Source organism: Delftia sp. CH05, assembly GCF_009827015.1.
GTDB lineage: Bacteria > Pseudomonadota > Gammaproteobacteria > Burkholderiales > Burkholderiaceae_C > Comamonas > Comamonas tsuruhatensis.
In genome coordinates this window covers 1-20984 of the sequence record NZ_WUMG01000002.1, presented here as the reverse complement: position 1 = coordinate 20984, position 20984 = coordinate 1, and the positions used below count along the sequence as shown (strand labels likewise).

Genomic DNA, 20984 nt, shown 5'->3' with positions numbered 1-20984 from the left:
GCGATCTCGGCATGCGCGGCCTGCGTGACGTCGGGAACGCAGGCACAAAAAAAGGCGGCCGAAGCCGCCTTGCCTTGGTGTCTGCGCTTACATCAGCAGATGTTCGCCTGCGTTGTCACCGCCCAGGATCACGTAGTTGACCTTGCGGATGTCCATCAGCTTCTTGCCGCCCGAGTAGCTGATGGAGCTTTGCACATCCTGCTCCATCTCGATCAGGGTGTCGGCCAGAAGTCCCTTGACGGGCTCGAGGATGCGCTTGCCTTCGACGTGCTTGTATTCGCCCTTGTTGAAGTCCGAGGCCGAGCCGTAGTACTCCTTGAAGCGCTGGCCGTTTTCCTCGACCGTCTGGCCCGGCGATTCCTCATGGCCCGCGAACAGCGAGCCGATCATCACCATGGTGGCGCCAAAGCGCACGCTCTTGGCGATGTCGCCGTGGCTGCGGATGCCGCCGTCGGCAATGATGGGCTTGGTGGCCACGCGCGCGCACCACTTGAGCGCCGACAGCTGCCAGCCGCCCGTGCCGAAGCCCGTCTTGAGCTTGGTGATGCAGACCTTGCCGGGGCCGATGCCGACCTTGGTCGCGTCGGCGCCCCAGTTCTCGAGGTCGATCACGGCTTCGGGCGTGCCCACGTTGCCGGCGATCACGAAGGACTTGGGCAGCTTTTCCTTGAGGTAGCCGATCATGTTCTTCACGCTGTCGGCATGGCCGTGGGCGATGTCGATGGTGATGTATTCAGGGCACAGGCCTTCGGCGACGAAGCGGTCCACGGTGTCGTAGTCGGGCTTCTTGACGCCCAGCGAGATGGAGGCGAAGCAGCCCTTGCCCTGCATCTCGCGCACGAACTGCACGTTGTCCAGGTCAAAGCGGTGCATCACGTAGAAGTAGCCGTTGCGGGCCAGCCAGGTGCAGATGCTTTCATCCACCACCGTCTTCATGTTGGCCGGCACGGCCGGGATGCGGAAGGACCGACCGCCCAGCTCCACGCTGGCATCACACTCCGAGCGGCTTTCCACGCGGCACTTGCGCGGCAGCAGCAGGATGTTGTCGTAGTCGAAGATTTCCATTTGATTCCAAGCTCCATGAAAGGTCGCGGCAGGAACATCCCTCCGCGATGGGGCGCTTGGCTTGGAGGCCGGTCTTGCGGGCGGCGCGGGCGGGCCGCGTCGCCAGGGCGGCTGTGGCCCGGGCACAAAAAACCGGACCGCAAGAAACTTGGGCCCGGTGATTGATTCTATACGTTGCCGGCGGCGGGCCTGGGCGCCCTGTCAATATAGCGGTTATAGCAATGGCGTTATGGACCGGGAAGATGCGCTGCATGTGTCGAATGCGGGAAATGCAGCATGGCTTTCCCCGCAGGCCAGGGCGCTTCCTACAATGCCGGGATGTTCCCGATCGATCTGCTCGACGGCGCCTCCGGTGCCGCACCCGCCTCCAACTCCCCTTTGCTGGCCAACCTCAACGAGGAGCAGCTCGCTGCCGTCACGCTGCCGGCCGGCCATGCGCTGATCCTGGCCGGCGCCGGCTCGGGCAAGACGCGGGTGCTGACCACGCGCATCGCCTGGCTGCTGCAGACGGGCCAGGCCACGCCGGGCTCCATCCTGGCCGTGACCTTCACCAACAAGGCGGCCAAGGAAATGCTGGCGCGCCTGTCGACCATGCTGCCCTACAACGTGCGCGGCATGTGGATAGGCACCTTCCACGGCCTGTGCAACCGGCTGCTGCGTGCCCACCATCAGGCGGCAGGGCTGTCGTCCACCTTCCAGATCCTGGACACGCAGGACCAGCTGTCGGCCGTCAAGCGCCTGTGCAAGCAGTTCAACGTGGACGACGAGCGCTTCCCGCCCAAGCAGCTGCAGTACTTCATTGCCGGCTGCAAGGAAGAGGGCATGCGCCCCGGCGACGTGGTGGCCAATGACCCGGACACGCGCAAGAAGGTCGAGATCTACCAGCTCTACGAGGAGCAGTGCCAGCGCGAAGGCGTGGTCGATTTCGGCGAGCTGATGCTGCGCTCCTTCGAGCTGCTGCGCGACGACGCCGCGCTGCGCGCCCACTATCAGCGGCGCTTTCGCCACATCATGGTCGATGAGTTCCAGGACACGAACAAGCTGCAATACCAGTGGCTCAAGCAATTGGCGGGCGACGTGGTGGATGGCCGCCTGCAGGCCCTGGGCAGCGTGATCGCCGTGGGCGACGACGACCAGAGCATCTACGCCTTTCGCGGTGCGCGCGTGGGCAACATGCAGGACTTCGTGCGCGAGTTCGATGTGCGCCAGCAGATCAAGCTGGAGCAGAACTACCGCTCCTACAGCAACATCCTGGACTGCGCCAACGCGCTCATCAGCCACAACAGCCAGCGCCTGGGCAAGAACCTGCGCACCACCCAGGGCCCGGGCGAGCCCGTGCGCATCTACGAGGCGCCCACCGACATGGCCGAGGCGCAGTGGATGGTCGAGGAAATCCAGCAGCTCGTGAAAAAGGACGGCTGGCAGCGCCAGGAAATCGCCGTGCTCTACCGCAGCAATGCGCAAAGCCGGGTGATCGAATCGCAGCTGTTCAATGCCGCCATTCCCTACCGCGTGTACGGCGGGCTGCGCTTTTTCGAGCGCGCCGAAATCAAGCATGCGCTGGCCTACCTGCGCCTGCTGGAGAACCCGCACGACGACACCAGCTTTTTGCGCGTGGTGAACTTCCCACCGCGCGGCATCGGCGCGCGCAGCGTGGAGACGCTGCAGGACGCGGCGCGCAGCGCGGGCTGCTCGCTGCACGATGCCGTCTCGGCGGTGGCGGGCGCGCCGGGCGCCAAGCTCGCAGGCTTTGTCGCCAAGATCGACGTGCTGCGCGAGCAGACCCAGGGCCGCACGCTGCGCGAGATCATCGAGGCCATCGAGGAAGAAAGCGGCCTGCTCGAGCACTACCGCAACGAAAAGGAGGGCGCCGACCGCATCGAGAACCTGCAGGAACTCGTGAACGCGGCCGAGAGCTTTGTCACCCAGGAAGGCTTTGGCCGCGATGCCGTGGCCCTGCCGCTGGACGAGCACGACGGCGCCAGGGCGCTGACGCAAAGCCCTGCCAGCCAGGGCCTGGACCCTGCGCTGCCGCTGTTGGACACGCCGCTCACGCCGCCGGCCGGCACCGTGGCCGGCATGGTCGATGCCGATACCGGCGAGACCCTGTCGCCGCTGGCCGCCTTCCTGACGCACGCGGCGCTGGAGGCTGGCGACAACCAGGCCCAGGCAGGCCAGGACGCCGTGCAGCTGATGACCGTGCATGCCTCCAAGGGCCTGGAGTTCGACGCCGTCTTCATCGGCGGCGTGGAAGAGGGCCTGTTCCCGCACGAGAACGCCATGATGGACCGAGGCGGCCTGGAGGAAGAACGCCGCCTGGCCTATGTGGCCATCACCCGCGCGCGCAAGCGCCTGTACCTGAGCCATTCGCAGACGCGCATGCTGCACGGGCAGACGCGCTACAACGTCAAGAGCCGCTTCTTCGACGAGCTGCCTGAAGAGGCGCTCAAGTGGATCACGCCGAAGCAGGGCGGCTTTGGCAGCTACGCGCCCCGCCCCGGTGGCGGCGGTGGTAGCGGCTATGGCTCACGCGATCGCGGCGGCTTCGGCAGCAAGGCCGAAGGCTGGCGCAGCGAGGTCTTCGCCAGCCCGCCCGTGCCGCCGCAAAAGGCCGACCCGGGCCACGGCCTGCGCGTGGGCCTGAACGTGTTCCACAACAAGTTCGGCGAAGGCAAGGTGCTGGCCCTGGAAGGCACGGGCGACGACGCGCGTGCCCAGGTCAGCTTTGGGCGCCACGGCACGAAGTGGCTGGCGCTGTCCATTGCCAAGCTCACGGTCGTGGAGTGAGGGCCGGGCCGTCGTGTCCGGCGGTCAGGGCTTGACTTCGAAGCTCAGCGTGGTGGTGTGGCGCACGTCGGTGTATTTCTTGCCGTCCAGCGTGACCGAGCCGTTGTCCACGCGCGCCGTCACCTCCAGCACGTACAGGCCCGGGAAGTAGGGCTTGAAGCTCACCGTGCCGTCCTGCGATGGCGTGAGCGTGCGGTACCAGCCCTCGCTGGTCTGCACATTGACCTGGCTGGCCGCGACCTTGCGGCCCTTGAACACCAGCTGGAACGTATCGCCGCCCGCCGTGGTGGGCACCAGCTCCAGGTCGTTCACGGCCTTGGTGTCATTGCGGCCGAAACGGGCCTGGTAATAGGTCAGCACGCCATTGGCGCCGGGGCGCGTGGCGGCGATGCGCACATCGCCCTGGCCTGCGTCCGCGGTGAAATGATTGGCCTCGGCCTTCAGGGGAAGGCTCTTGCCGTCGGGCAGGACCTGCTTGGCGTCCTCCAGGGCCGGCAGCTGTTGCAGCGGCTTGCGCAGTTCTCCGGCATAGGCCCGGGCCTGTCCTGCGTCCTGCTGCAGCCAGAGGTAGTCGGCATGTGCAGCCGGCACCGCCAGGGTGGCAGCGGCCGCCAGCCATGCGGAGGCCGTGCTGCGAAGGATGCGGGAAGCTGGGGTCATGGAGTCTCTCCTGTGGTGTGGCTCTGCGTGCGCCTGCCGGGCCTTGAGGGGCGTGATCCGGCGGGGCTGAAGATGGTGCGATGGCGGGCTAGCGACGCCGCAATGCATCAGAAATTATAGCGACCAGGTGAGAATGACTCTTGTTTTGCACGCCAGGAGTCGGGTTCATGACATCCATGCAGTTGCGGCGCAGGCATGCAAAAAGGCCATGGAAATCCATGGCCTTCTTGTTGTGGCGCCACGCGCCGCAGGGCGGCGGGGCGTTGTGGCGGCGGTCAGGCCGACAGCTTGGGCTGGGAAGCGGTGCCGGTCAGGTAGCCGACGGCGGCGCCGAACTTGCCGCGATAGTTGGTGCTGATCAGCGGGTCCAGCGTGGACTTGACCACGTTGTGGATGCTGCCCCAGTCACCGGCGTGCTGGAAGTTGCTCATGATGTAGGTCCAGCCGTTGATCTCGTCCACGGCGTGCAGGCCCGTGGATTCGCCGCCTGCGGGAATCGACATCAGGCGCGACAGCTGCTTGGTGTCGATGTTGTAGGCCCACAGGAAGTTGTTGACGTGCTGGCCGCTGTCCTCGCCGATGAACAGGGTGCGCATCTTCTCCGAGAACTTGAGGTTGTCGGGGTTGCAGATCTTGTTCGGGTTGCCGGTGTTGCCCAGCGCGTCGGCGCTGATGTCCTCGCCGGCCAGCAGGGCCTTGGTGTCCACGGGCATCCACTCGCTGTTGATGGCGGCGCCGGCCGTGTCCTTCTGGCCACCGCGCAGGTTCAGTGCCATCACGGCGCCGGCCTTGAGCTGCTTGGGGATGGACACGCCATTGCCTGCCACGTTCAGCGCATCACCGGCCACCATGGACTTTTCGCAGTTCTGCAGGGCCGAGTAGGCCACCTTGTCCTTGGCGTTGACGGTCGTGCCTTCCATCTTGGTGAAGCCCATGCTCGCGCCCTTGAAGGCGGCGTAGCGGTGGGTTTCCAGGAAGGCGGCGGCCTTTTCCATGCCGGGGTTGATCTTGATCCACTCCACCTTGCCGTTGGCGGTGATCTTGGTGTAGCTGGCGTCGCCCGGATCGGTCTTGGCCACGGTCATGATGTCCGTGGGCTTGAGCGTGTTGGCCAACTGCTCGATCTCGGCGCTGGTGGCCGAGCCCAGCTTGATCCAGGTCAGCGCGGCGGCGCTGCCCGATGCGGGGTCGATGGAGAAGCCTGCACCCACCTTGGCCACGTACAGCGAACCCGAGGACAGGTCCTTTTCCTTGTCGGCCACGAAGACGAAGTAGCCGCTGTTGGTGGCGTCGTCGCCCATCAGCGCCGTGCGCTGGTCGGGCATGACCTGGACCAGCTCGTGCGAGATGCGGCCCATGCAGAAATGCTTCTTGATGCTGGCCGTGCCGTCCACGTTGACAGTCACTTCGGGCATGTGGCCGTAGTGGTAGGGGTTGGCCTTGGTCTGGTCGCCATACAGGTTCTGGCTGAAGGCCTGCAACTGCGCATTGCCGGTGGCGAAGGCGTCGGGCTCGTACTCTTCGCTGGACAGATGGGTGCCCCAGGGCGACAGGCTGGCGCCGCAGGTGATCCACAGGCCGTGCACCTTGGAGGTGTCCACGTTGTGGTACTTGACCAGGCTGAGCTTGCCCGTGGTCTGGTCCTGGTCCAGCGTCAGCACGGCGATGGGCGAGGGCAGCTTGCCGTACATGTCGGTCTTGCCATCCTGCGCCCAGGTCGTGTATTCGAACTGCACCACGGCGAACACGGGCTTGCCCTTGACGCCATCCACCTTGGCATTGGGCACGGTCAGCAGCGAGGTGCCGTCGGGCGCATCGGAGAAGAAGTGGCGCTCGCTGCCGGCCACGGTGCGGTCGATGATCTTGTTGTTGTTGATGTCGTAGTAGCCGCCGGCCAGGATCTTGCCGCCCTTGCCGTCCGGCACTTCGTCGCCGGTCACGAAGAAGGGCTGGTAGCCCAGGTCGAAGCTCTGCTCGCTGTTGTCGCTGTACTGCACCTTGAGCTGCGAGGCCACGGTCATCCGGGCCATGGCCTGGGGGGTGGCCAGCGTGGGCGCGGCCATGGAGGTGAAGCTGGCCGCCACATAGTTCTTCGCGGGACCGTCATCGCCACCGCCGCAGGCGGTCAGCAGGCCGGCGGCGGACACGGCGGAGCCGAGCGGCAGCAGGGGGGCGCCGGTCAGGAATTGCAGCGCCTTGCGGCGGGAGAGCATCGTGGATTGGGACATGGGGCTTCCGTTGTGGGGTTGTCTGCATCAGCCCATCGGGGGCGGGATGGGCCGGGATGCCGCTGCGCACTCGCTGGCTATGCATCCGCACGGCATGCTAGGCAGGCACTGTGACAAAGCGATGGCATCCGTATGACACAACAGTGACTGCGTCATGTGGACGCCCGGGTGGCCGCTGGCACGACAGAGAAACGGCAAAGAAAAAGCCCCTCGAAAGGGGCCTGGTGATCTGGTGCCGTGCAGGCGTCAGCCGGACAGTCCGGGCGGCTGCGGCGGTTCGGTGCCGATGGCGTCGCTGCCATCGCTTTCATCGGGCGCCGCAAAGCAGTCACGGAAGGTGAAGACGATGGAGGTGAAGAACATGGCGGCCAGCAGCATGGCCGTGGCAATCATCAGGCCGTTGGCAATGCCGCCCAGCACCTGGGCCAGCACGGCCGAGATCAGTGCCATCACGATGCCGGCCACGATGAACACGCCCATCCAGCTCAGGCCGAAGACCACCAGTGCGCCGATGTTGCGCACGCACGCCACCAGGCTGAAGAACACGGCCTTGACCGGCGGCACGTTGTGCCAGTGCACCAGGCCCGGCGCATGCCAGAACAGCAGCGAAAGCGGCAGGTACAGGCCCATGCTCAGCCACATGGCGGCCTGGAAGTCGGGCGATTCGGCGATCTCGCGCGTCAGCGGCTCGCCGCCCAGGTAGACATTGGCGAACTGGCCATCGTCCACCAGCATGGACAGGCCCATGATCAGCAAGAAGCCTGCCGCATACATGGCGCCCAGCGTGAGCATGGAATTCAGGCGCTGGCGCCCGGTGCGAAAGGCCACCAGCAGCAGGGCCGGCGTGGGCGCGCGCCCGTGCGAGGCTTCGGCCGCCGCCACCATCATGGCCAGCGATGTGGCCGGCAGCAGGCCCAGCGCGATCACGGGGCCGATCAGCGGCAGCACCGTGACCAGCGACATGGCCGCCATCGACAGAAAGAACAGTGCCGCCAGCGCCAGCGGCTGCTGGCGGAAGGTGCGGATGCCCTGCTGCACCCATTGCAGGCCGGTACGGGCGGGAACGATGAGAAGTTTCATGGGGTGAGGAAGTCGGGGCGCCTGGATGGGGCATGGCCTCTGGCATGGGCCGCGCCGCTGGCGCCCGAACGGGGACTGTACCCGAGGAAGCGCGGCCCGTGGACCGCAAAGCCCTCCGGCAGCCGCGTCGTGGCCGGCCTGGGACGTCAGTCCAGCGCCACGGGGCGGGCCAGGCGCTGGCGCAGCACGCGCTCGAAATGCGTGGGATCGTGGGGAACGAGCATGGAGGCCTCGCGCGGCAGGTGGAAATCCCACAGGCGGGAGATCCAAAAGCGCAGCGCGCCCGCGCGCAGCATGGGGTTGAACAGTTCTCGCTCGGCGGCGGTCAGGGGGCGCACGGACTGGTAGGCATCGATCATGGCCTTGGCCTTGGCCGCGTCATGGGCGCCTGTGGCGTGTTCGATGCACCAGTCGTTGAGGCACACTGCCAGGTCGAACAGCCAGCTGTCCACGCCTGCGAAGTAGAAATCGAAGAAGCCGGTCAGGCGCTCGCCCTCGAACATCACGTTGTCGCGGAACAGGTCGGCATGCACGGGGCCGCGCGGCAGGGCCGCATAGGCGGGCGAGGCGGCCACATGGTTCTGGAAGGCCAGTTCGGAGCGCAGCAGGTCGGCGGTGGGTGCGTCGATGTGCGGGATCACCGTGGGCACGGTCTCGTTCCACCAGGGCAGGCCGCGCAGATTGGGCTGCTGGCGATCGTAGTCTCGGCCGGCCAGGTGCATGCGCGCCAGCATCTCGCCCACGGCGGCGCAGTGTGCGGGCTGGGGGGTCAGCTCGCTCCTGCCGGGCAGGCGGTTGACGATGGAGGCGGGCTTGCCGCACACGCGCAGCAGGATGTCGCCGCTGCGCGTCTCGGCCTGAGGGTCGGGCACGGGAATGCCGGCCTGCGCCAGATGCTTCATCAGGTACAGGTAGAAGGGCAGTTGCTCGGCCGTCAGGCGCTCGAACAGCGTCAGCACCCACTCGCCCTGCTCGGTGGTGAGAAAGTAGTTGGTGTTCTCTATGCCGCCCTGGATGCCGCGCAGCTCCTTGAAGGAACCCAGGGACATGCGGCGCAGCAGCTCGCGCGCATCTTTGTCGGAGACTTCGGTGAAAACGGCCATGTTTGCATTGCCGGCCAGCGCGGCTCGGCGGAAATCGTTGTCGTCAGATATGGAAAGAGGGCAGCGCCGTCAGGTGCTGCCCCCTGGGATGCCGCCGGGCCCGGGGCCCGGACAGTCCGGTGAGGATCAGAACTTCTTGAGGTTCCAGACGCGCGTGCCGTTGGTGCCGTCGCCATCGCCGCGGTTGCGCGAGGAGCGGGCGCCGTCGTTGGACTGCACCTCATAGGAGGGCATGTCGCCGACCTTGGGCTGCACGGTGATGCTTCGGGTCTGGCCGCCCACGCGCAGTTCGTCAACGCGGCTGCCTTCGTCTTCCACATGGATGCGTTCCACGCGCTGGTTGCTTCGGTCGCGGGCCTCGGGCCTGGCCGTGTCCGGCGCGGTCTGCCCGGCGGTCGCCGCCGCGGGGGCGGTGGAGGCAGCCGGGGCAGGCGTGGGGTTCTGGGCCAGCACGGGGCTGGCGGCCAGGCTCAGGAGGATGAGAAGTGGAGCGGCGCGCATGGGCTCCATTGTAGGTCTTGCGGCGGGCCCTGTCCCGCCCTGTCCCCCTGCCGGCGCGTGCACAATCGGCGCATGAGCAATTCCAAGACCCTGGTGCTGATCGACGGCTCCAGCTACCTCTACCGCGCCTACCACGCCATGCCGGATCTGCGCGCCGAGCCCGGCAACCCGGAAAGCCCCGCCACGGGCGCCATCCGCGGCATGATCAACATGCTCCAGGCGATCCGCAAGGAAGTGGCGGCCGACTACGCGGTCTGCGTGTTCGACGCCAGCGGCCCCACCTTCCGCGATGCGCTCTATCCCGAATACAAGGCGCACCGCTCGCCCATGCCCGACGATCTGCGCTCGCAGATCGAGCCCATCCACGAAGTGGTCCGCCTGATGGGCTGGCCCGTGCTGGCCATCCAGGGCGTGGAGGCCGACGACGTGATCGGCACCCTGGCCAAGACGGCCGCCGCCCAGGGCGTGAACGTGGTCATCTCCAGTGGAGACAAGGACCTGTCCCAGCTGGTGGATCCCCACATCATGGTGATGGACACCATGAGCGGCAAGCGCCGCGACGTGGCCGGCGTGACGGCCGAGTTCGGCGTGCCGCCTGCGCAGATGATCGACTACCAGGCGCTGGTCGGCGATGCCGTGGACAACGTGCCCGGCGTTGCCAAGGTCGGCCCCAAGACGGCCGTCAAGTGGCTGGCCGAGCACGGCTCGCTCGACGGCCTGATCGCTGCGGCCGACGGCATCAAGGGCGTGGCTGGCCAGAACCTGCGCGATGCCATCGCCTCGGGCCAGCTGGCACTGAGCCGCCAGCTGGTCACCATGAAGACCGACTGCGACCTGAGCGCCGAAGTGCCCACCCTGCCCGTGCTCGACGCGCTGGCGCCGCGCGAGCCCGATACCGCGCCGCTGCGCGAGTTCTATGAGCGCTACGGCTTCAAGGGGCTGGCACGCATGCTCGGCGGTGCCGCGCCCGAGCCCGATGCGCTGCAAGCCGTCAAGGCCGGCCGCAAGCCAGCGGCCAAGCCGCGTGCCGACCAGTCCACGGGCGACATGTTTGCCCAGGAGCAGGCCGAATCCGACGACGCCACCGCCGAGGCCGAGACCGCCCAGCAGCGTGCGCTGGACTACGACGTGGTGCTGACCTGGGAAGCGTTCGACCAGTGGCTGGCCAAGATCAACGCCGCCGAACTCACGGCCCTGGATACCGAAACCACCTCGCTGGACGAGATGCGTGCCGAGATCGTCGGCATCTCGCTGAGCGTGGAGCCCGGCGCCGCTGCCTACATCCCCCTGCGCCATGCCGGCCCCGACGCGCCCGAGCAACTGCCGGCCGACGAAGTGCTGCAGCGCCTCAAGCCCTGGCTGGAGGATGCGGCCCGGCCCAAGCTGGGCCAGCACGTCAAGTACGACCGCCATGTCTTCGCCAATGCCGGCATCGAGGTGCAGGGCTATGTGCACGACACCATGCTGCAAAGCTATGTGCTGGAAGTGCACCGCCCGCACGGCCTGGCCAGCCTGGCGCTGCGCCACACCAACCGCACGGGCATCAGCTATGAAGACCTGTGCGGCAAGGGCGCCCACCAGATCCCCTTTGCCCAGGTGCCCGTGGACAAGGCTGCCGCCTACGCCTGCGAGGATGCGGACCAGACCCTGGACGTCCACCGCGTGCTGTGGCCGCAGCTGCAGGCGCACGACGGCCTGCGCGGCATCTACGAGCTGGAGATCGCCACCAGCGAGGCCCTGTTCCGCATAGAGCGCAACGGCGTGCTCATCGATGCCGCCACGCTGGCCAGGCAGAGCAACGATCTGGGCCAGCGCATCGTGCAGCTGGAGCAGGAGGCCTACGACATCGCGGGCCAGCCCTTCAACCTGGCCAGCCCCAAGCAGCTGGGCGAGATCTTCTTCGACAAGCTGGGCATGCCCGTGGTCAAGAAGACGGCCACCGGCGCACGCAGCACCGATGAAGAGGTGCTGGAGAAGCTGGCCGAGGACTATCCGCTGCCCGCCAAGCTGCTGGAGCACCGCAGCCTGTCCAAGCTCAAGGGCACCTATACCGACAAGCTGGCCCAGCTGGCGCTGCCGCGCACGGGCCGGGTGCACACGCACTACGCCCAGGCCGTGGCCGTGACGGGGCGCCTGTCCAGCAACGACCCCAACCTGCAGAACATCCCTATCCGCACGCCCGAAGGCCGGCGCGTGCGCGAGGCCTTCATTGCCGCGCCCGGCCATGTGATCGCCAGCGCCGACTACTCGCAGATCGAGCTGCGCATCATGGCCCACCTGTCGGGCGACGAGTCGCTGCTGCGCGCCTTCCACGAAGGCCGCGACGTGCACCGGGCCACGGCATCGGAAGTCTTCAACGTGGAGCTGGAGCAGGTCAGCAGCGAGCAGCGCCGCTATGCCAAGGTCATCAACTTCGGGCTGATCTACGGCATGAGCAGCTTTGGCCTGGCCAAGAACCTGGGCATAGAGACCAAGGCTGCCGCCGCCTACATCGACCGCTATTTCCAGCGCTATCCAGGCGTCAAGCGCTACATGGACGAGACGGTGGAATTCGCGCGCGACCACGGCTACGTGGAAACCGTCTTCGGCCGCCGCCTGTACCTGGTGGATATCAACGGCGGCAGCGGCCCGCGCAAGAAGGCGGCCGAGCGCCAGGCCATCAACGCGCCCATGCAGGGCACGGCGGCCGACCTGATCAAGAAGGCCATGGTGGCGGTGCAGGCCGAGCTCGATGCCAGGCAGTCCGAGGTCCGCGTCATCATGCAGGTGCACGACGAACTGGTGTTCGAGCTGCCCGAAGGCGAGTCGGACTGGGTGCGCACCGAGATCCCGCGCCTGATGGCCGGCGTGGCGGAACTGAAGGTTCCCTTGCTCGCCGAAGTGGGCGTCGGCCCCAACTGGGACAAGGCACATTGAGCTTCACGCGCGCATCGTAGACTTGGCCGGTTCTCAACCACCACCAAGGAGAGATGCATGCGTGACGATCAGCAGCAAGACCTGAAGGCCCTGGTTCCGGGGCGCAGCAGCGAAGAGGGGCCCACGCGGCGCCTGGCATTGCAGACGGCCCTGGGCCTGGGCTATGCCGCCGCGGCCACGCCGCTCATGGCGCAGACCGCCATCTCCACGCCGGCCGATGGCCTGACGGCCGGCGAGGTGCATTTCACCGTGAACGGCTTCAAGGTGCCGGCCTACCGCGCCGCACCCGCCGGCAAGAAGAATGTGCCCGTGGTGCTGGTGATCTCCGAGATCTTCGGCGTGCACGAATACATTGCCGACACCTGCCGCCGCCTGGCGCGTGCCGGCTACCTGGCCATCGCCCCCGATCTGTATGCGCGCCAGGGCGATCCCAAGACCTATACCGAGATCGCCAAGCTCATGAGCGAGCTGGTCTCCAAGGTGCCCGACGAACAGGTCATGGCCGACCTGGACGGCGCCGTGCAATGGGCGGGCACGCAGGGCGGCGATACGGCGCGCGTGGCCATCACGGGCTTTTGCTGGGGCGGGCGCATCACCTGGCTGTATGCGGCCCATGGCCCGGTCAAGGCCGGCGTGGCCTGGTACGGCCGGCTGGAAGGCGCCAAGACCGCGCTGCAGCCACGCCATCCGCTGGAGCTGGTCTCCAGCCTCAAGGCGCCGGTGCTGGGCCTGTATGGCGGGCAGGACACGGGCATTCCGCTGGAATCCGTGGAGCGCATGCGCGAGGCGCTCAAGCAGGGCTCGGCAGCGGCCAAGGCCTCGGAGTTTGTGATCTACCCGGAGGCGCCCCACGCCTTCCATGCCGACTACCGGCCCAGCTACCGCGAGCAGGCTGCGCGCGACGGTTGGCAAAAAATGCTGGCCTGGTTCAACAAGAACGGCGTCGCGCCCTGAGCTTTTTTGCGCTGGGGGGGCTTGACAGCTTCTGTAGGCTGAAACCGAGGGCACCCGACACCGTGGCCTGCTTCCTTCATGGGATCGCAGGCCACGGCTGCGATGGGGCCGGTCTTTCTGCGAGAATTCGCGGGTTTCGCCTGCAAGGGCATACGGTTGAAGCACAAATCGCTATGACATTGGTAGCAATCATTCTGGCCACCCTGGCCGCCGGTATTGGCAGCGTCTGGGTGGCCGCGTTGTTGATGGGGCTGGGAGGCAACCGCTCGCCGGGCATGATGCCGCAGCGGCTGTTGAGCCTGGCGGCGGGCGCGCTGCTGGCCACGGCCTTCATGCACCTCTTGCCCGAAGCCTTCGAGAGCGAGGCCGGCGCGCACGACCTGTTCGTCACGCTGCTGGTGGGCCTGGTGTTCTTTTTCCTGCTGTCCAAGGCCGAGCTGTGGCACCACGGGCATGAGCACGGCGCGCCGCCGGCCCATGAGCACGATCACCACGAGCATCACGATCACCAGGGCCACGCCCATGACCATTCCCATGGCCACCATCATGGCCACCGCCACGGCGGCTGGGCGGTGCTGACCGGCGACAGCGTGCACTGCTTCGGCGATGGCGTGCTGATCGCCTCCGCCTTCATGGCCGACATGCGCCTGGGGCTGATCGCGGCGGTGTCGGTGCTGGCCCACGAGGTGCCGCACCACATGGGCGACATCGTGGTGCTGCGCCAGTCCAGCTCCAACCGGCGCGTGGCCCTGATCAAGGTGTCCATGGCCGGGGCCGTGACCACGCTGGGCGGCATTGGCGGCTATTTCCTGGTCGGCCAGCTGCAGGAGCTGCTGCCGTACTTCCTGGCCGTGGCCTCCAGCAGCTTCATCTACGTGGCGCTGGCCGACCTGATTCCCCAGCTGCAAAAGCGCCTGAGCGCGCGCGAGACCGTGGCCCAGGTGGGCTGGCTGATGCTGGGCATCGTGCTGGTCACCGTGGTCAGCCGCGCGGCGCACGCGCACTGAGCGGGCGGCGTTTCAGGCTATCCCGCACCGGCCTGCACGGGCGTGCTGCCCAGCAGGTCGGCATAGTCCACGGCGTACTTGATGAAGGCCGCATGGCCGTCGATGCGCAGCTTGCGGCGCAGGTGCAGCCGGTGGGTTTCCACGGTGCGCACCGAGGTGCCCATCAGCGCTGCAATCTCCTTGTTGGAGCGGCCCTCCGAGATCCACTGCAGCACGCTGGCCTCGCGCGGCGTGAGGGCGCGCCGGGGGCCGGCACCGGCGCCGTCGTCCTCGACCACGGGCTGCAGGCCGGGGCTGAAATACAGGCCGCCCGCGTAGACCCGGTCTATGGCCTCGATGAGCTGCTGCGCCGGCGCATCCTTGAGCACATAGCCGCGTGCGCCCAGTGCCACGGCGCGCCGCACGTACTCGGGGTCCTCGTGCATGGACAGCACCAGCACGCGCACCAGGGGGAACTGATCGCGGAACAGCGCGGCCAGGTCGATGCCGCTGGCGCCCGGCATGCGGATGTCGGTCACCACCAGGTCGGGCGACAGCTCGCGCGCCAGCGGCACGGCCTGGTCCACGCTGGCGGCCTCGCCCACGACACGGATATGGTCGGTGGCCTGCAGGCGCATGGACACGCCGTCGCGCACAAGAGGGTGGTCGTCCACCAGGAGGATGCGGATCATGGGGTTCATGCAGCGGCCTGTGGGAGTTCGAATTCCGGTGAGGGAGACAGCGGCATGCCGCCGCTGCGGTAGAGCACGGCGACCAGCCGGGTGCCCCGGGCGCCCGAGCTGATGCTCAGATGGCCGCCCAGGCCCTCGATGCGCTCGCGCATGTTGCGCAGGCCGATGCCGCCCTGGCGGTCGCGCTGCACGCGGCGCATGTCGAAGCCCTGGCCGTCGTCGCTGACCTGCAGCACCACGCGGCGGCGCTGAAAGTGCAGGCTGACGTCGATGCGCGTGGCCTGCGCATGGTTTTGCGCATTCGTCACGGCCTCCTGGGCCACGCGGAACAGGGCCGTGGCGTGGCTGGGCGGCAGAAAGCGGGTCTCGCCCCGGCAGCCGAACTGCATGCGCAGGCCGTCCTCGGCCTGCATCTGCTGGCTCATCAGTGCCAGGGCCGGGGCCAGGCCCAGGTCGTCCAGCAGGGCGGGGCGCAGGCCGTGGGAGACGCGCCGTATCTCCACCAGCGCGTGGTTGAGCTGCTCCAGTCCCTGGTCCACCATGCGCTGGGCCGTGGCCGGGTCCTGTGCGGCCAGGCGCCTGAGCTGGGCCTGGGCCGTCTCCAGCAGGAACTTGGACGAGACCAGCACCTGGACCACGCCGTCATGCAGGTCGCGCGCCACGCGCGTGCGTTCTTCCTCCTGCGAATGCACCACGCGCTGGGCCAGGCGCTGCAGCTTGGTGCTGGACACGCGGTGGTCGCTGAGATTGAACGCCAGCCCCGCCACGCCGATGAGCACGATGCACAGCGCCGCAATGCCGAAGATGCGCCAGCGCGTGGCCGCGATATTGGCCTGGGCGCTTTCGTCGATCTGGCGCAGCGCCTGCTCCACATCGTCCAGGTACAGGCCCGTGCCCAGCGACCAGCCCCATTCGGGGACCGTGGCCACGTAGGCGAGCTTGGCCTCGGTACGCAGCGAGGACGGCTTTTGCCACTGGTAGCGCACCAGGCCGCCGCCGCTGCGCGCGGCATCCAGGATGATCCTGGCGGGCCCTGCGCCGCCCGGGCTGTTGGGATCGCACAGGTCCACGCCCGACAGGCCCATCTGCCGCGCATCCAGCAGCACGTTGCCGTGTTCGTCGTAGACAAAGAAGTAGCCGTCCTCGCCGAACTGCATGCGCGCCAGCGTATCCAGCGCCTGGCGCCGCTGCACGGATGGCTCCTCGCCGCTGGACTGGATGCGCGCCAGCGCCGTGGTCGCAAGCTGCACGTAGTGCCGCAGCTCGGTCTCCTTGCTGTGCAGGTAGGCGGTCTCGACCAGCTCTCGTTCCTGGCGGGCCAGCTCCAGTGTCTGGTGTTGCACGGTCACCGCGACCAGGCCCAGGGCCAACGCGATGGCGGCAATCGACAGAAGCGCAAGTTTCAGCGGAAGTTGCATGGGAGCCTGTGTGGAGTGCACCGACGATCTTTTCCGCCCAGTGCACGGACCTTGTCAACAGGGCTTGCGCGCATGGCGCCGGGGCCCGGCAGCGGACCTTGAATGGCGGGCGTCGTATCTGCCAATGGCCTGTGCGCGCTGCATATCCACGCGCGCAGGAAAAGGAATTTGAATATCCCAAGGAAAATGCCATGGATAATATATTTCGCGCACGAAAGAATATCCCATTGACATAGGGAATCCGATATGCATTTTCTTGGTGCGTTGTCCCCTTTTTGGGGTCTTGAATAATGGTTTTGCCGTATTGTGGTGCGCCGTCCCTCATCTGTCTGACATGCCTGGCTACGGTTGAGCAGGTTCCGTGCCAAGCCGTTGTTTCAGAAGAGAGTTATCCTGCTGCGTAGCACTGCGCAAGCGGTCCTGCGTAGTGGTGCGTAGGGGAAAATTCATTATCGAATGCTCCAGATCCCTGCCTAGAATTTCTCCGTGAAATCACTGATTCGAATCATTTTGTGTCAATGATTCATGTCGCCTTCGATGACCCAATTAAATGGTGACGAAGTGTTTCCGGGGCGCCGTTGCAGTAATGCGCGGCACGGCAGTGGCAGTTTGTATTTTTGTTTCAGAAAGGCAATACCATGGATATTCGATCGAACCTGCGGCGCGTGGCGCTGGCATGCGGTGTGGCGGCGGCGGTAGCGACGCTGGCGGGCTGCGCCGCGCCCCACAAGCGCGAGGTGCTGTCCACCACGCAGATCTATCCGGCCATCGGCCCGTATTCGCAGATGGTGGCGCATGGCAACACGATCTACTTCTCGGGCGTGCTGCCGCTGAACGCGCAGGGCACGGCCATCCAGGGCACGACCATCGAGGAGCAGACGCGCGCCGTGCTGGACCACATCGGCGCCAAGCTCAAGTCCCAGGGACTGGGCTATGAGGATGTGCTGTCCACCTCGGTCTTCATGAAGGACCTCAACGAGTTCGCCGCCATGAACAAGGTCTATGGCGAGTACTTCAAGACCGGCGCCCCCGCTCGGGCCACGGTGGAGGTGGCGCGCCTGCCGCGCGATGTGAAGATCGAAATCTCGGCCATCGTCGGCCGCCGCTGACCGCTTGCGCAACGACAGGAGGACCGCATGAACGCACGACACCCCCAGATCGCGGCCGAGCAGGCCACATCCCTGACCGCCACTGCGGCCGCCGGCGAATCCGGCTATCCCGCGCGCTGGACTTCCAAGCGCCGCGACTTCCTGCGCATGCTGGGCTACGGCACCGGCGCAGCCACGCTGGGCCCGCTGCTGGCTGCCTGCGGCAGCGGCAATGCCCAGACCTCGGCCGCTGCGCTGCGCGAGCAGCTCATGCGTGACGAGGCCTTCTGGACCGACGTGCAGAGCATGTTCATCCTCAAGCCCGAGAAGACCTATATGAACATCGGCACGGCGGGCTCCATGCCCAAGCTGGTGCTCGATGTGTTCGATACCGAAAACCGCAAGAAGGCCGCCGACTCGGGCAACGGCTACAGCAACCTGCTGGACCTGCGCAAGCAGGTGGCGCCGGGCTTTGGCGTGGATGCCGACGAGCTGGCCTTCTCGGCCAACACCTCCTCGGGCATGTGCCACGCCATCCTGGGCATCGACTGGCAGCGTGGCGACGTGGTGGTGACCACCAACCACGAGCACGGCGGCGGCGACACGCCGCTGAAGATCGCCCAGGACCGCTACGGCATCGAGGTCTCGCGCATTGCGCTGCCCGTGGGCAACAACCAGACGGCCGCCACCTACGTGAACCTGTTCGACGAGCGCATCCGCGCGCTCAAGGCCCAGGGCAAGCGCGTGCGCGCCATGATGTGGTCCTCTCCCACCTACAAGACCGGCACCATGCTGCCCATTGCCGACCTGATGGGCGTGGTCAAGGCGCACGGCCTGATCAGCATCGTGGACGGCGCCCACCTGCCGGGCATGATGGCCTACAACTATGCGGAGCTGGGCATGGACTTCATGTCGGGCGCGGGCCACAAGTGGCAGTGCGGCCCGGGCTCCACGGGCATCCTCATCATCCGCAACAAGATCCGCGCCTCCAACCCGCTGCCCCTGCCCAAGTGGTACCCGGTGCACACCAGCGCCTATCCGGCGCTGGAGCGCACGACCACGGCCAAGGAGACCTACGACATCGCCGCCTCGGTCACTTCCTGCGGCAGCGTGCACACGCCCATGTTCATGGCGCTGGCCCAGGCCTGCGCGCAGTGGGACAGCATCGGCCGCAAGAAGATCGAGACCTATGACCTGACGCTGTCGTCCTACCTCAAGGAAAAGATCGTCGAGCGCTGGGGCGTGGACTCGCTGTACTCGCCCAAGGACGATCCCAAGCTGCTGTCGGCGCTGACCTGCTTCAACCCGTTCCAGAACAAGGACGACGTGATGAACGGGACCAAGTCCTCGACCTTCGTGGCGCGCATGCTCAGCGACTATCYGCAGGGCTTCGTGATCCGCAACTCCAACTTCCCCGTGATCGGCGCGGCGGCAGACCACTACGGCGTGCGCGTGTCCACGCACCTGTGGCATGACGCGCGGGACATCGATCTGCTGGTGGATGCGATGTGGGATCTGTCTAGAAAAATGTAGCCCCCTGAGGCGCTGCGCGCCTTCCCCCCGAGGGGGACGACACCCTCGCTGCGGGGCGGCCCTTGCTCGGTGTCCCTCGCGTTGGGCCATGCTTGTGTTGCGGGCGTGCTTTCTGACGCGGGGGGCTGTCTTGGGCCGGGCTCCTTGAGCCCTGCGCCTCAGCCGGGCTGTCCTTCGTCGCGGATGGCGGCGCGGACCTGGGGGAGCTGGCGGCGCGAGACCATGAGCAGTTCGGGGATGCCGTGCAGGCGCAGGGCCCAGCCTTCGCCTTCGGTGGGGTCGTCGTGGCGTTCCAGGGCGCGCAGGGCGCTGCGTGCCACGAGGGCGTTGCGGTGCACGCGCAGCAGGTGGTCGGCGTGGCGGGCCTCCAGGTCGGCCAGGGCGCCGTCGAGGATGTAGCTGCGGCCCACGGTGCGCACGGTCACGTATTTCTGTTCGGCCTTGAGGTAGAGCACCTCCGACAGGGGCAGGCGCACGGTGGCGCCCCGGTCCTGTATCAGCAGCACGGGGCCGCTGTCGCGTTCGGCCGTCTGGTGCGCGGCCGTGCGCGCGGCCTTGGCCAGGGCCTGCTGCAGGCGTTCGCGGCGCACGGGCTTGGTCAGGTAGTCGGCAGCATCCAGGTCGAAGGCCTCGACCGCGTGGCCGGCATGGGCGGTGACGAAGACCACGGCAGGCGGCAGCGGCAGGCGGCGCAGCATATGGGCCAGGGCCAGGCCGTCCTGGCCGGGCATGTGGATGTCCAGCAGCGCCAGTTCCACGGGGCGCGGGCCCGGCGCCTGCAGCACGGCCATGGCCTGGCGGGCGTCCGCCGCCTCGCTGACCTGGTGCGGGCCGCTGCCCGTGCATGCCTGCACGTCGGCCAGCAGGGTGCGCAGCCGCGCGCGGGCCAGGGCTTCGTCGTCAACGATCAGGATGTGCATGGTGCTTCTTCTTCGATAAAGCCTTCGTGGGTTGGCTGGCAGGCGGTGCCAGCGGCAGGCTGATGCGCACCACGAAATGCCCGTTGAGCGTGCGCGCCGTGAGGTGGGCCTGCAGGTCGTGCAGCAGCGACAGCCGGGCGCGCACATTGGCCAGCGCAATGCCGTTGCCGCGCGTGCCGGCTGCGCTGGCGGAATCGATCTCGGAGGGCAGGGTGTTGGTGATGCGCACCTCCACCAGATCGCCACGGCGCTCGGTGCGCACCTGCAGCTTGCCGCCGCGTGCGCTGGGCTCCACGCCATGGCGTATGGCGTTTTCCACCAGCGGCTGCAGCAGCAGCGGCGGCAGCAGGGCGCCGTGGGCGGCAGGGTCCAGTTGCCAGCGCACCTGCAGCCGTTCGCCAAAGCGCACCTGCTCGATGGCCAGGTAGCGCTGGGCCAGCTCGATCTCCTCGGCCAGCGTGGTCGTGCTGTGCGGCTCGGCCAGCGCATAGCGGAACAGGTCGCTGAGGTCCTCCAGCAGGGCCTCGGCCTTGGCGGGCTCGGCGCGCACCAGGGCGATGGCGCTGTTGAGCGTGTTGAACAGGAAATGCGGGCGTATGCGCGACTGCAGCTCGGCCAGCCGCGCCTGCGTGTCGGCGGGTGCGTGGCCGCGTGCGCGCAGCACCAGGGCTGCGACCAGCAGGGCTGCCAGCAGTCCGCCGGACACGGCGCTGGCCAGCCAGGGGGCGCTGGTGCCGCCGGCCAGGTGCAGCATGGCGCAGGCATACAGCCCGGCCGCCATGCCCAGCAGCACACCGGCCGCGTACTGGCCGGATGCGGGCAGCCGCTGCAGCGGGTGCTTGAGCAGGCAGGCGGCCACCAGCCAGACCAGCGTGCCGGGCAGGCAGGCGCCGGTCAGCAGGGCCATGCCCTGCAGCCACTGCAGGGGCGAGTCGGCGCCGAACATCGAGGCCGTTGCCACCACGGCCTGCACAAACAGCACGGCGCGCAGCACCACGCCTACGTTGCAGGCGTCAAAGACCAGCGCCGCAGGCAGGGGCGGGGGGGCAGTGG

16 protein-coding genes are annotated in these 20984 nt (G+C 67.3%); 6 read left to right on the top strand and 10 right to left on the bottom strand.

What is annotated here, in order from left to right; all coding sequences use genetic code 11:
• Positions 1-87: 87 nt before the first annotated feature.
• Entirely contained in the window at positions 88-1065 is a 978-nt protein-coding gene (locus GRX31_RS01910) for a GMP reductase (RefSeq protein WP_016445795.1), read from the bottom strand.
• A gap of 318 nt (positions 1066-1383) precedes the next feature.
• Between GRX31_RS01910 and GRX31_RS01905 the strand changes: the two genes are divergently transcribed.
• A complete protein-coding gene (locus tag GRX31_RS01905) occupies positions 1384-3852 on the top strand; it encodes a UvrD-helicase domain-containing protein (RefSeq protein ID WP_160851515.1) in 2469 nt (822 codons plus the stop codon).
• Positions 3853-3876: 24 nt separating this feature from the next.
• Here the strand turns inward: GRX31_RS01905 and GRX31_RS01900 are convergent, their stop codons facing one another.
• The 5 genes from GRX31_RS01900 to GRX31_RS01880 form a co-directional block, all read right to left on the bottom strand.
• Positions 3877-4512: a hypothetical protein gene (locus tag GRX31_RS01900; protein ID WP_016445797.1), complete on the bottom strand. Its 636-nt coding sequence runs from the start codon at positions 4510-4512 to the stop codon at positions 3877-3879.
• A gap of 275 nt (positions 4513-4787) precedes the next feature.
• Positions 4788-6740 carry a PhoX family protein gene (locus tag GRX31_RS01895; RefSeq protein ID WP_016445798.1) on the bottom strand — a complete coding sequence of 651 codons (1953 nt, stop codon included), beginning with the start codon at positions 6738-6740 and terminating at the stop codon, positions 4788-4790.
• A gap of 246 nt (positions 6741-6986) precedes the next feature.
• Positions 6987-7820: a BPSS1780 family membrane protein gene (locus GRX31_RS01890; RefSeq protein ID WP_016445799.1), complete on the bottom strand. Its 834-nt coding sequence runs from the start codon at positions 7818-7820 to the stop codon at positions 6987-6989.
• Between the two features lie 146 nt (positions 7821-7966).
• On the bottom strand, positions 7967-8923 hold the full coding sequence (locus GRX31_RS01885; RefSeq protein WP_061287392.1) for a homoserine kinase: 957 nt from the start codon (positions 8921-8923) through the stop codon (positions 7967-7969).
• A gap of 126 nt (positions 8924-9049) precedes the next feature.
• Positions 9050-9424: a hypothetical protein gene (locus GRX31_RS01880; protein WP_016451118.1), complete on the bottom strand. Its 375-nt coding sequence runs from the start codon at positions 9422-9424 to the stop codon at positions 9050-9052.
• A gap of 72 nt (positions 9425-9496) precedes the next feature.
• On the opposite strand from GRX31_RS01880, the gene polA reads away from it, so the two are divergent.
• From polA to GRX31_RS01865, 3 genes are all read left to right on the top strand, one after another.
• On the top strand, positions 9497-12340 hold the full coding sequence (gene polA / locus GRX31_RS01875) for a DNA polymerase I (protein ID WP_074921077.1): 2844 nt from the start codon (positions 9497-9499) through the stop codon (positions 12338-12340).
• Positions 12341-12397: 57 nt separating this feature from the next.
• Positions 12398-13294: a dienelactone hydrolase family protein gene (locus tag GRX31_RS01870; RefSeq protein WP_047217403.1), complete on the top strand. Its 897-nt coding sequence runs from the start codon at positions 12398-12400 to the stop codon at positions 13292-13294.
• Between the two features lie 173 nt (positions 13295-13467).
• Positions 13468-14301 carry a ZIP family metal transporter gene (locus GRX31_RS01865; RefSeq protein WP_016445804.1) on the top strand — a complete coding sequence of 278 codons (834 nt, stop codon included), beginning with the start codon at positions 13468-13470 and terminating at the stop codon, positions 14299-14301.
• Between the two features lie 17 nt (positions 14302-14318).
• Here the strand turns inward: GRX31_RS01865 and GRX31_RS01860 are convergent, their stop codons facing one another.
• A complete protein-coding gene (locus tag GRX31_RS01860; RefSeq protein ID WP_034366318.1) occupies positions 14319-14981 on the bottom strand; it encodes a response regulator in 663 nt (220 codons plus the stop codon).
• A complete protein-coding gene (locus GRX31_RS01855) occupies positions 14978-16390 on the bottom strand; it encodes a cache domain-containing protein (RefSeq protein WP_016445806.1) in 1413 nt (470 codons plus the stop codon). The genes GRX31_RS01860 and GRX31_RS01855 overlap by 4 nt, the downstream gene beginning before the upstream one ends.
• Before the next feature lie 638 nt (positions 16391-17028).
• Here GRX31_RS01855 and GRX31_RS01850 point away from each other — a divergent pair.
• Positions 17029-17499: a Rid family detoxifying hydrolase gene (locus GRX31_RS01850; RefSeq protein WP_016445807.1), complete on the top strand. Its 471-nt coding sequence runs from the start codon at positions 17029-17031 to the stop codon at positions 17497-17499.
• Between the two features lie 27 nt (positions 17500-17526).
• On the top strand, positions 17527-19011 hold the full coding sequence (locus GRX31_RS01845; protein WP_160851277.1) for an aminotransferase class V-fold PLP-dependent enzyme: 1485 nt from the start codon (positions 17527-17529) through the stop codon (positions 19009-19011).
• Between the two features lie 158 nt (positions 19012-19169).
• On the opposite strand, the gene GRX31_RS01840 is transcribed toward GRX31_RS01845, so the two are convergent.
• Both GRX31_RS01840 and GRX31_RS01835 read right to left on the bottom strand, forming a co-directional pair.
• Positions 19170-19931 carry a LytR/AlgR family response regulator transcription factor gene (locus GRX31_RS01840; RefSeq protein WP_016445809.1) on the bottom strand — a complete coding sequence of 254 codons (762 nt, stop codon included), beginning with the start codon at positions 19929-19931 and terminating at the stop codon, positions 19170-19172.
• The coding region (locus GRX31_RS01835) for a sensor histidine kinase (RefSeq protein WP_237426600.1) at positions 19912-20984 on the bottom strand (1073 nt) is incomplete at its 5' end. The genes GRX31_RS01840 and GRX31_RS01835, both read right to left, overlap by 20 nt.

Bases quoted from the DNA above. Each gene is read 5' to 3' on its own strand.
- GRX31_RS01910 (WP_016445795.1), bottom strand. From the start codon at position 1,065: ATGGAAATCTTCGACTACGACAACATCCTGCTGCTGCCGCGCAAGTGC.
- GRX31_RS01905 (WP_160851515.1), top strand. From the start codon at position 1,384: ATGTTCCCGATCGATCTGCTCGACGGCGCCTCCGGTGCCGCACCCGCC.
- GRX31_RS01900 (WP_016445797.1), bottom strand. From the start codon at position 4,512: ATGACCCCAGCTTCCCGCATCCTTCGCAGCACGGCCTCCGCATGGCTG.
- GRX31_RS01895 (WP_016445798.1), bottom strand. From the start codon at position 6,740: ATGTCCCAATCCACGATGCTCTCCCGCCGCAAGGCGCTGCAATTCCTG.
- GRX31_RS01890 (WP_016445799.1), bottom strand. From the start codon at position 7,820: ATGAAACTTCTCATCGTTCCCGCCCGTACCGGCCTGCAATGGGTGCAG.
- GRX31_RS01885 (WP_061287392.1), bottom strand. From the start codon at position 8,923: ATGGCCGTTTTCACCGAAGTCTCCGACAAAGATGCGCGCGAGCTGCTG.
- GRX31_RS01880 (WP_016451118.1), bottom strand. From the start codon at position 9,424: ATGCGCGCCGCTCCACTTCTCATCCTCCTGAGCCTGGCCGCCAGCCCC.
- polA (WP_074921077.1), top strand. From the start codon at position 9,497: ATGAGCAATTCCAAGACCCTGGTGCTGATCGACGGCTCCAGCTACCTC.
- GRX31_RS01870 (WP_047217403.1), top strand. From the start codon at position 12,398: ATGCGTGACGATCAGCAGCAAGACCTGAAGGCCCTGGTTCCGGGGCGC.
- GRX31_RS01865 (WP_016445804.1), top strand. From the start codon at position 13,468: ATGACATTGGTAGCAATCATTCTGGCCACCCTGGCCGCCGGTATTGGC.
- GRX31_RS01860 (WP_034366318.1), bottom strand. From the start codon at position 14,981: ATGAACCCCATGATCCGCATCCTCCTGGTGGACGACCACCCTCTTGTG.
- GRX31_RS01855 (WP_016445806.1), bottom strand. From the start codon at position 16,390: ATGCAACTTCCGCTGAAACTTGCGCTTCTGTCGATTGCCGCCATCGCG.
- GRX31_RS01850 (WP_016445807.1), top strand. From the start codon at position 17,029: ATGGATATTCGATCGAACCTGCGGCGCGTGGCGCTGGCATGCGGTGTG.
- GRX31_RS01840 (WP_016445809.1), bottom strand. From the start codon at position 19,931: ATGCACATCCTGATCGTTGACGACGAAGCCCTGGCCCGCGCGCGGCTG.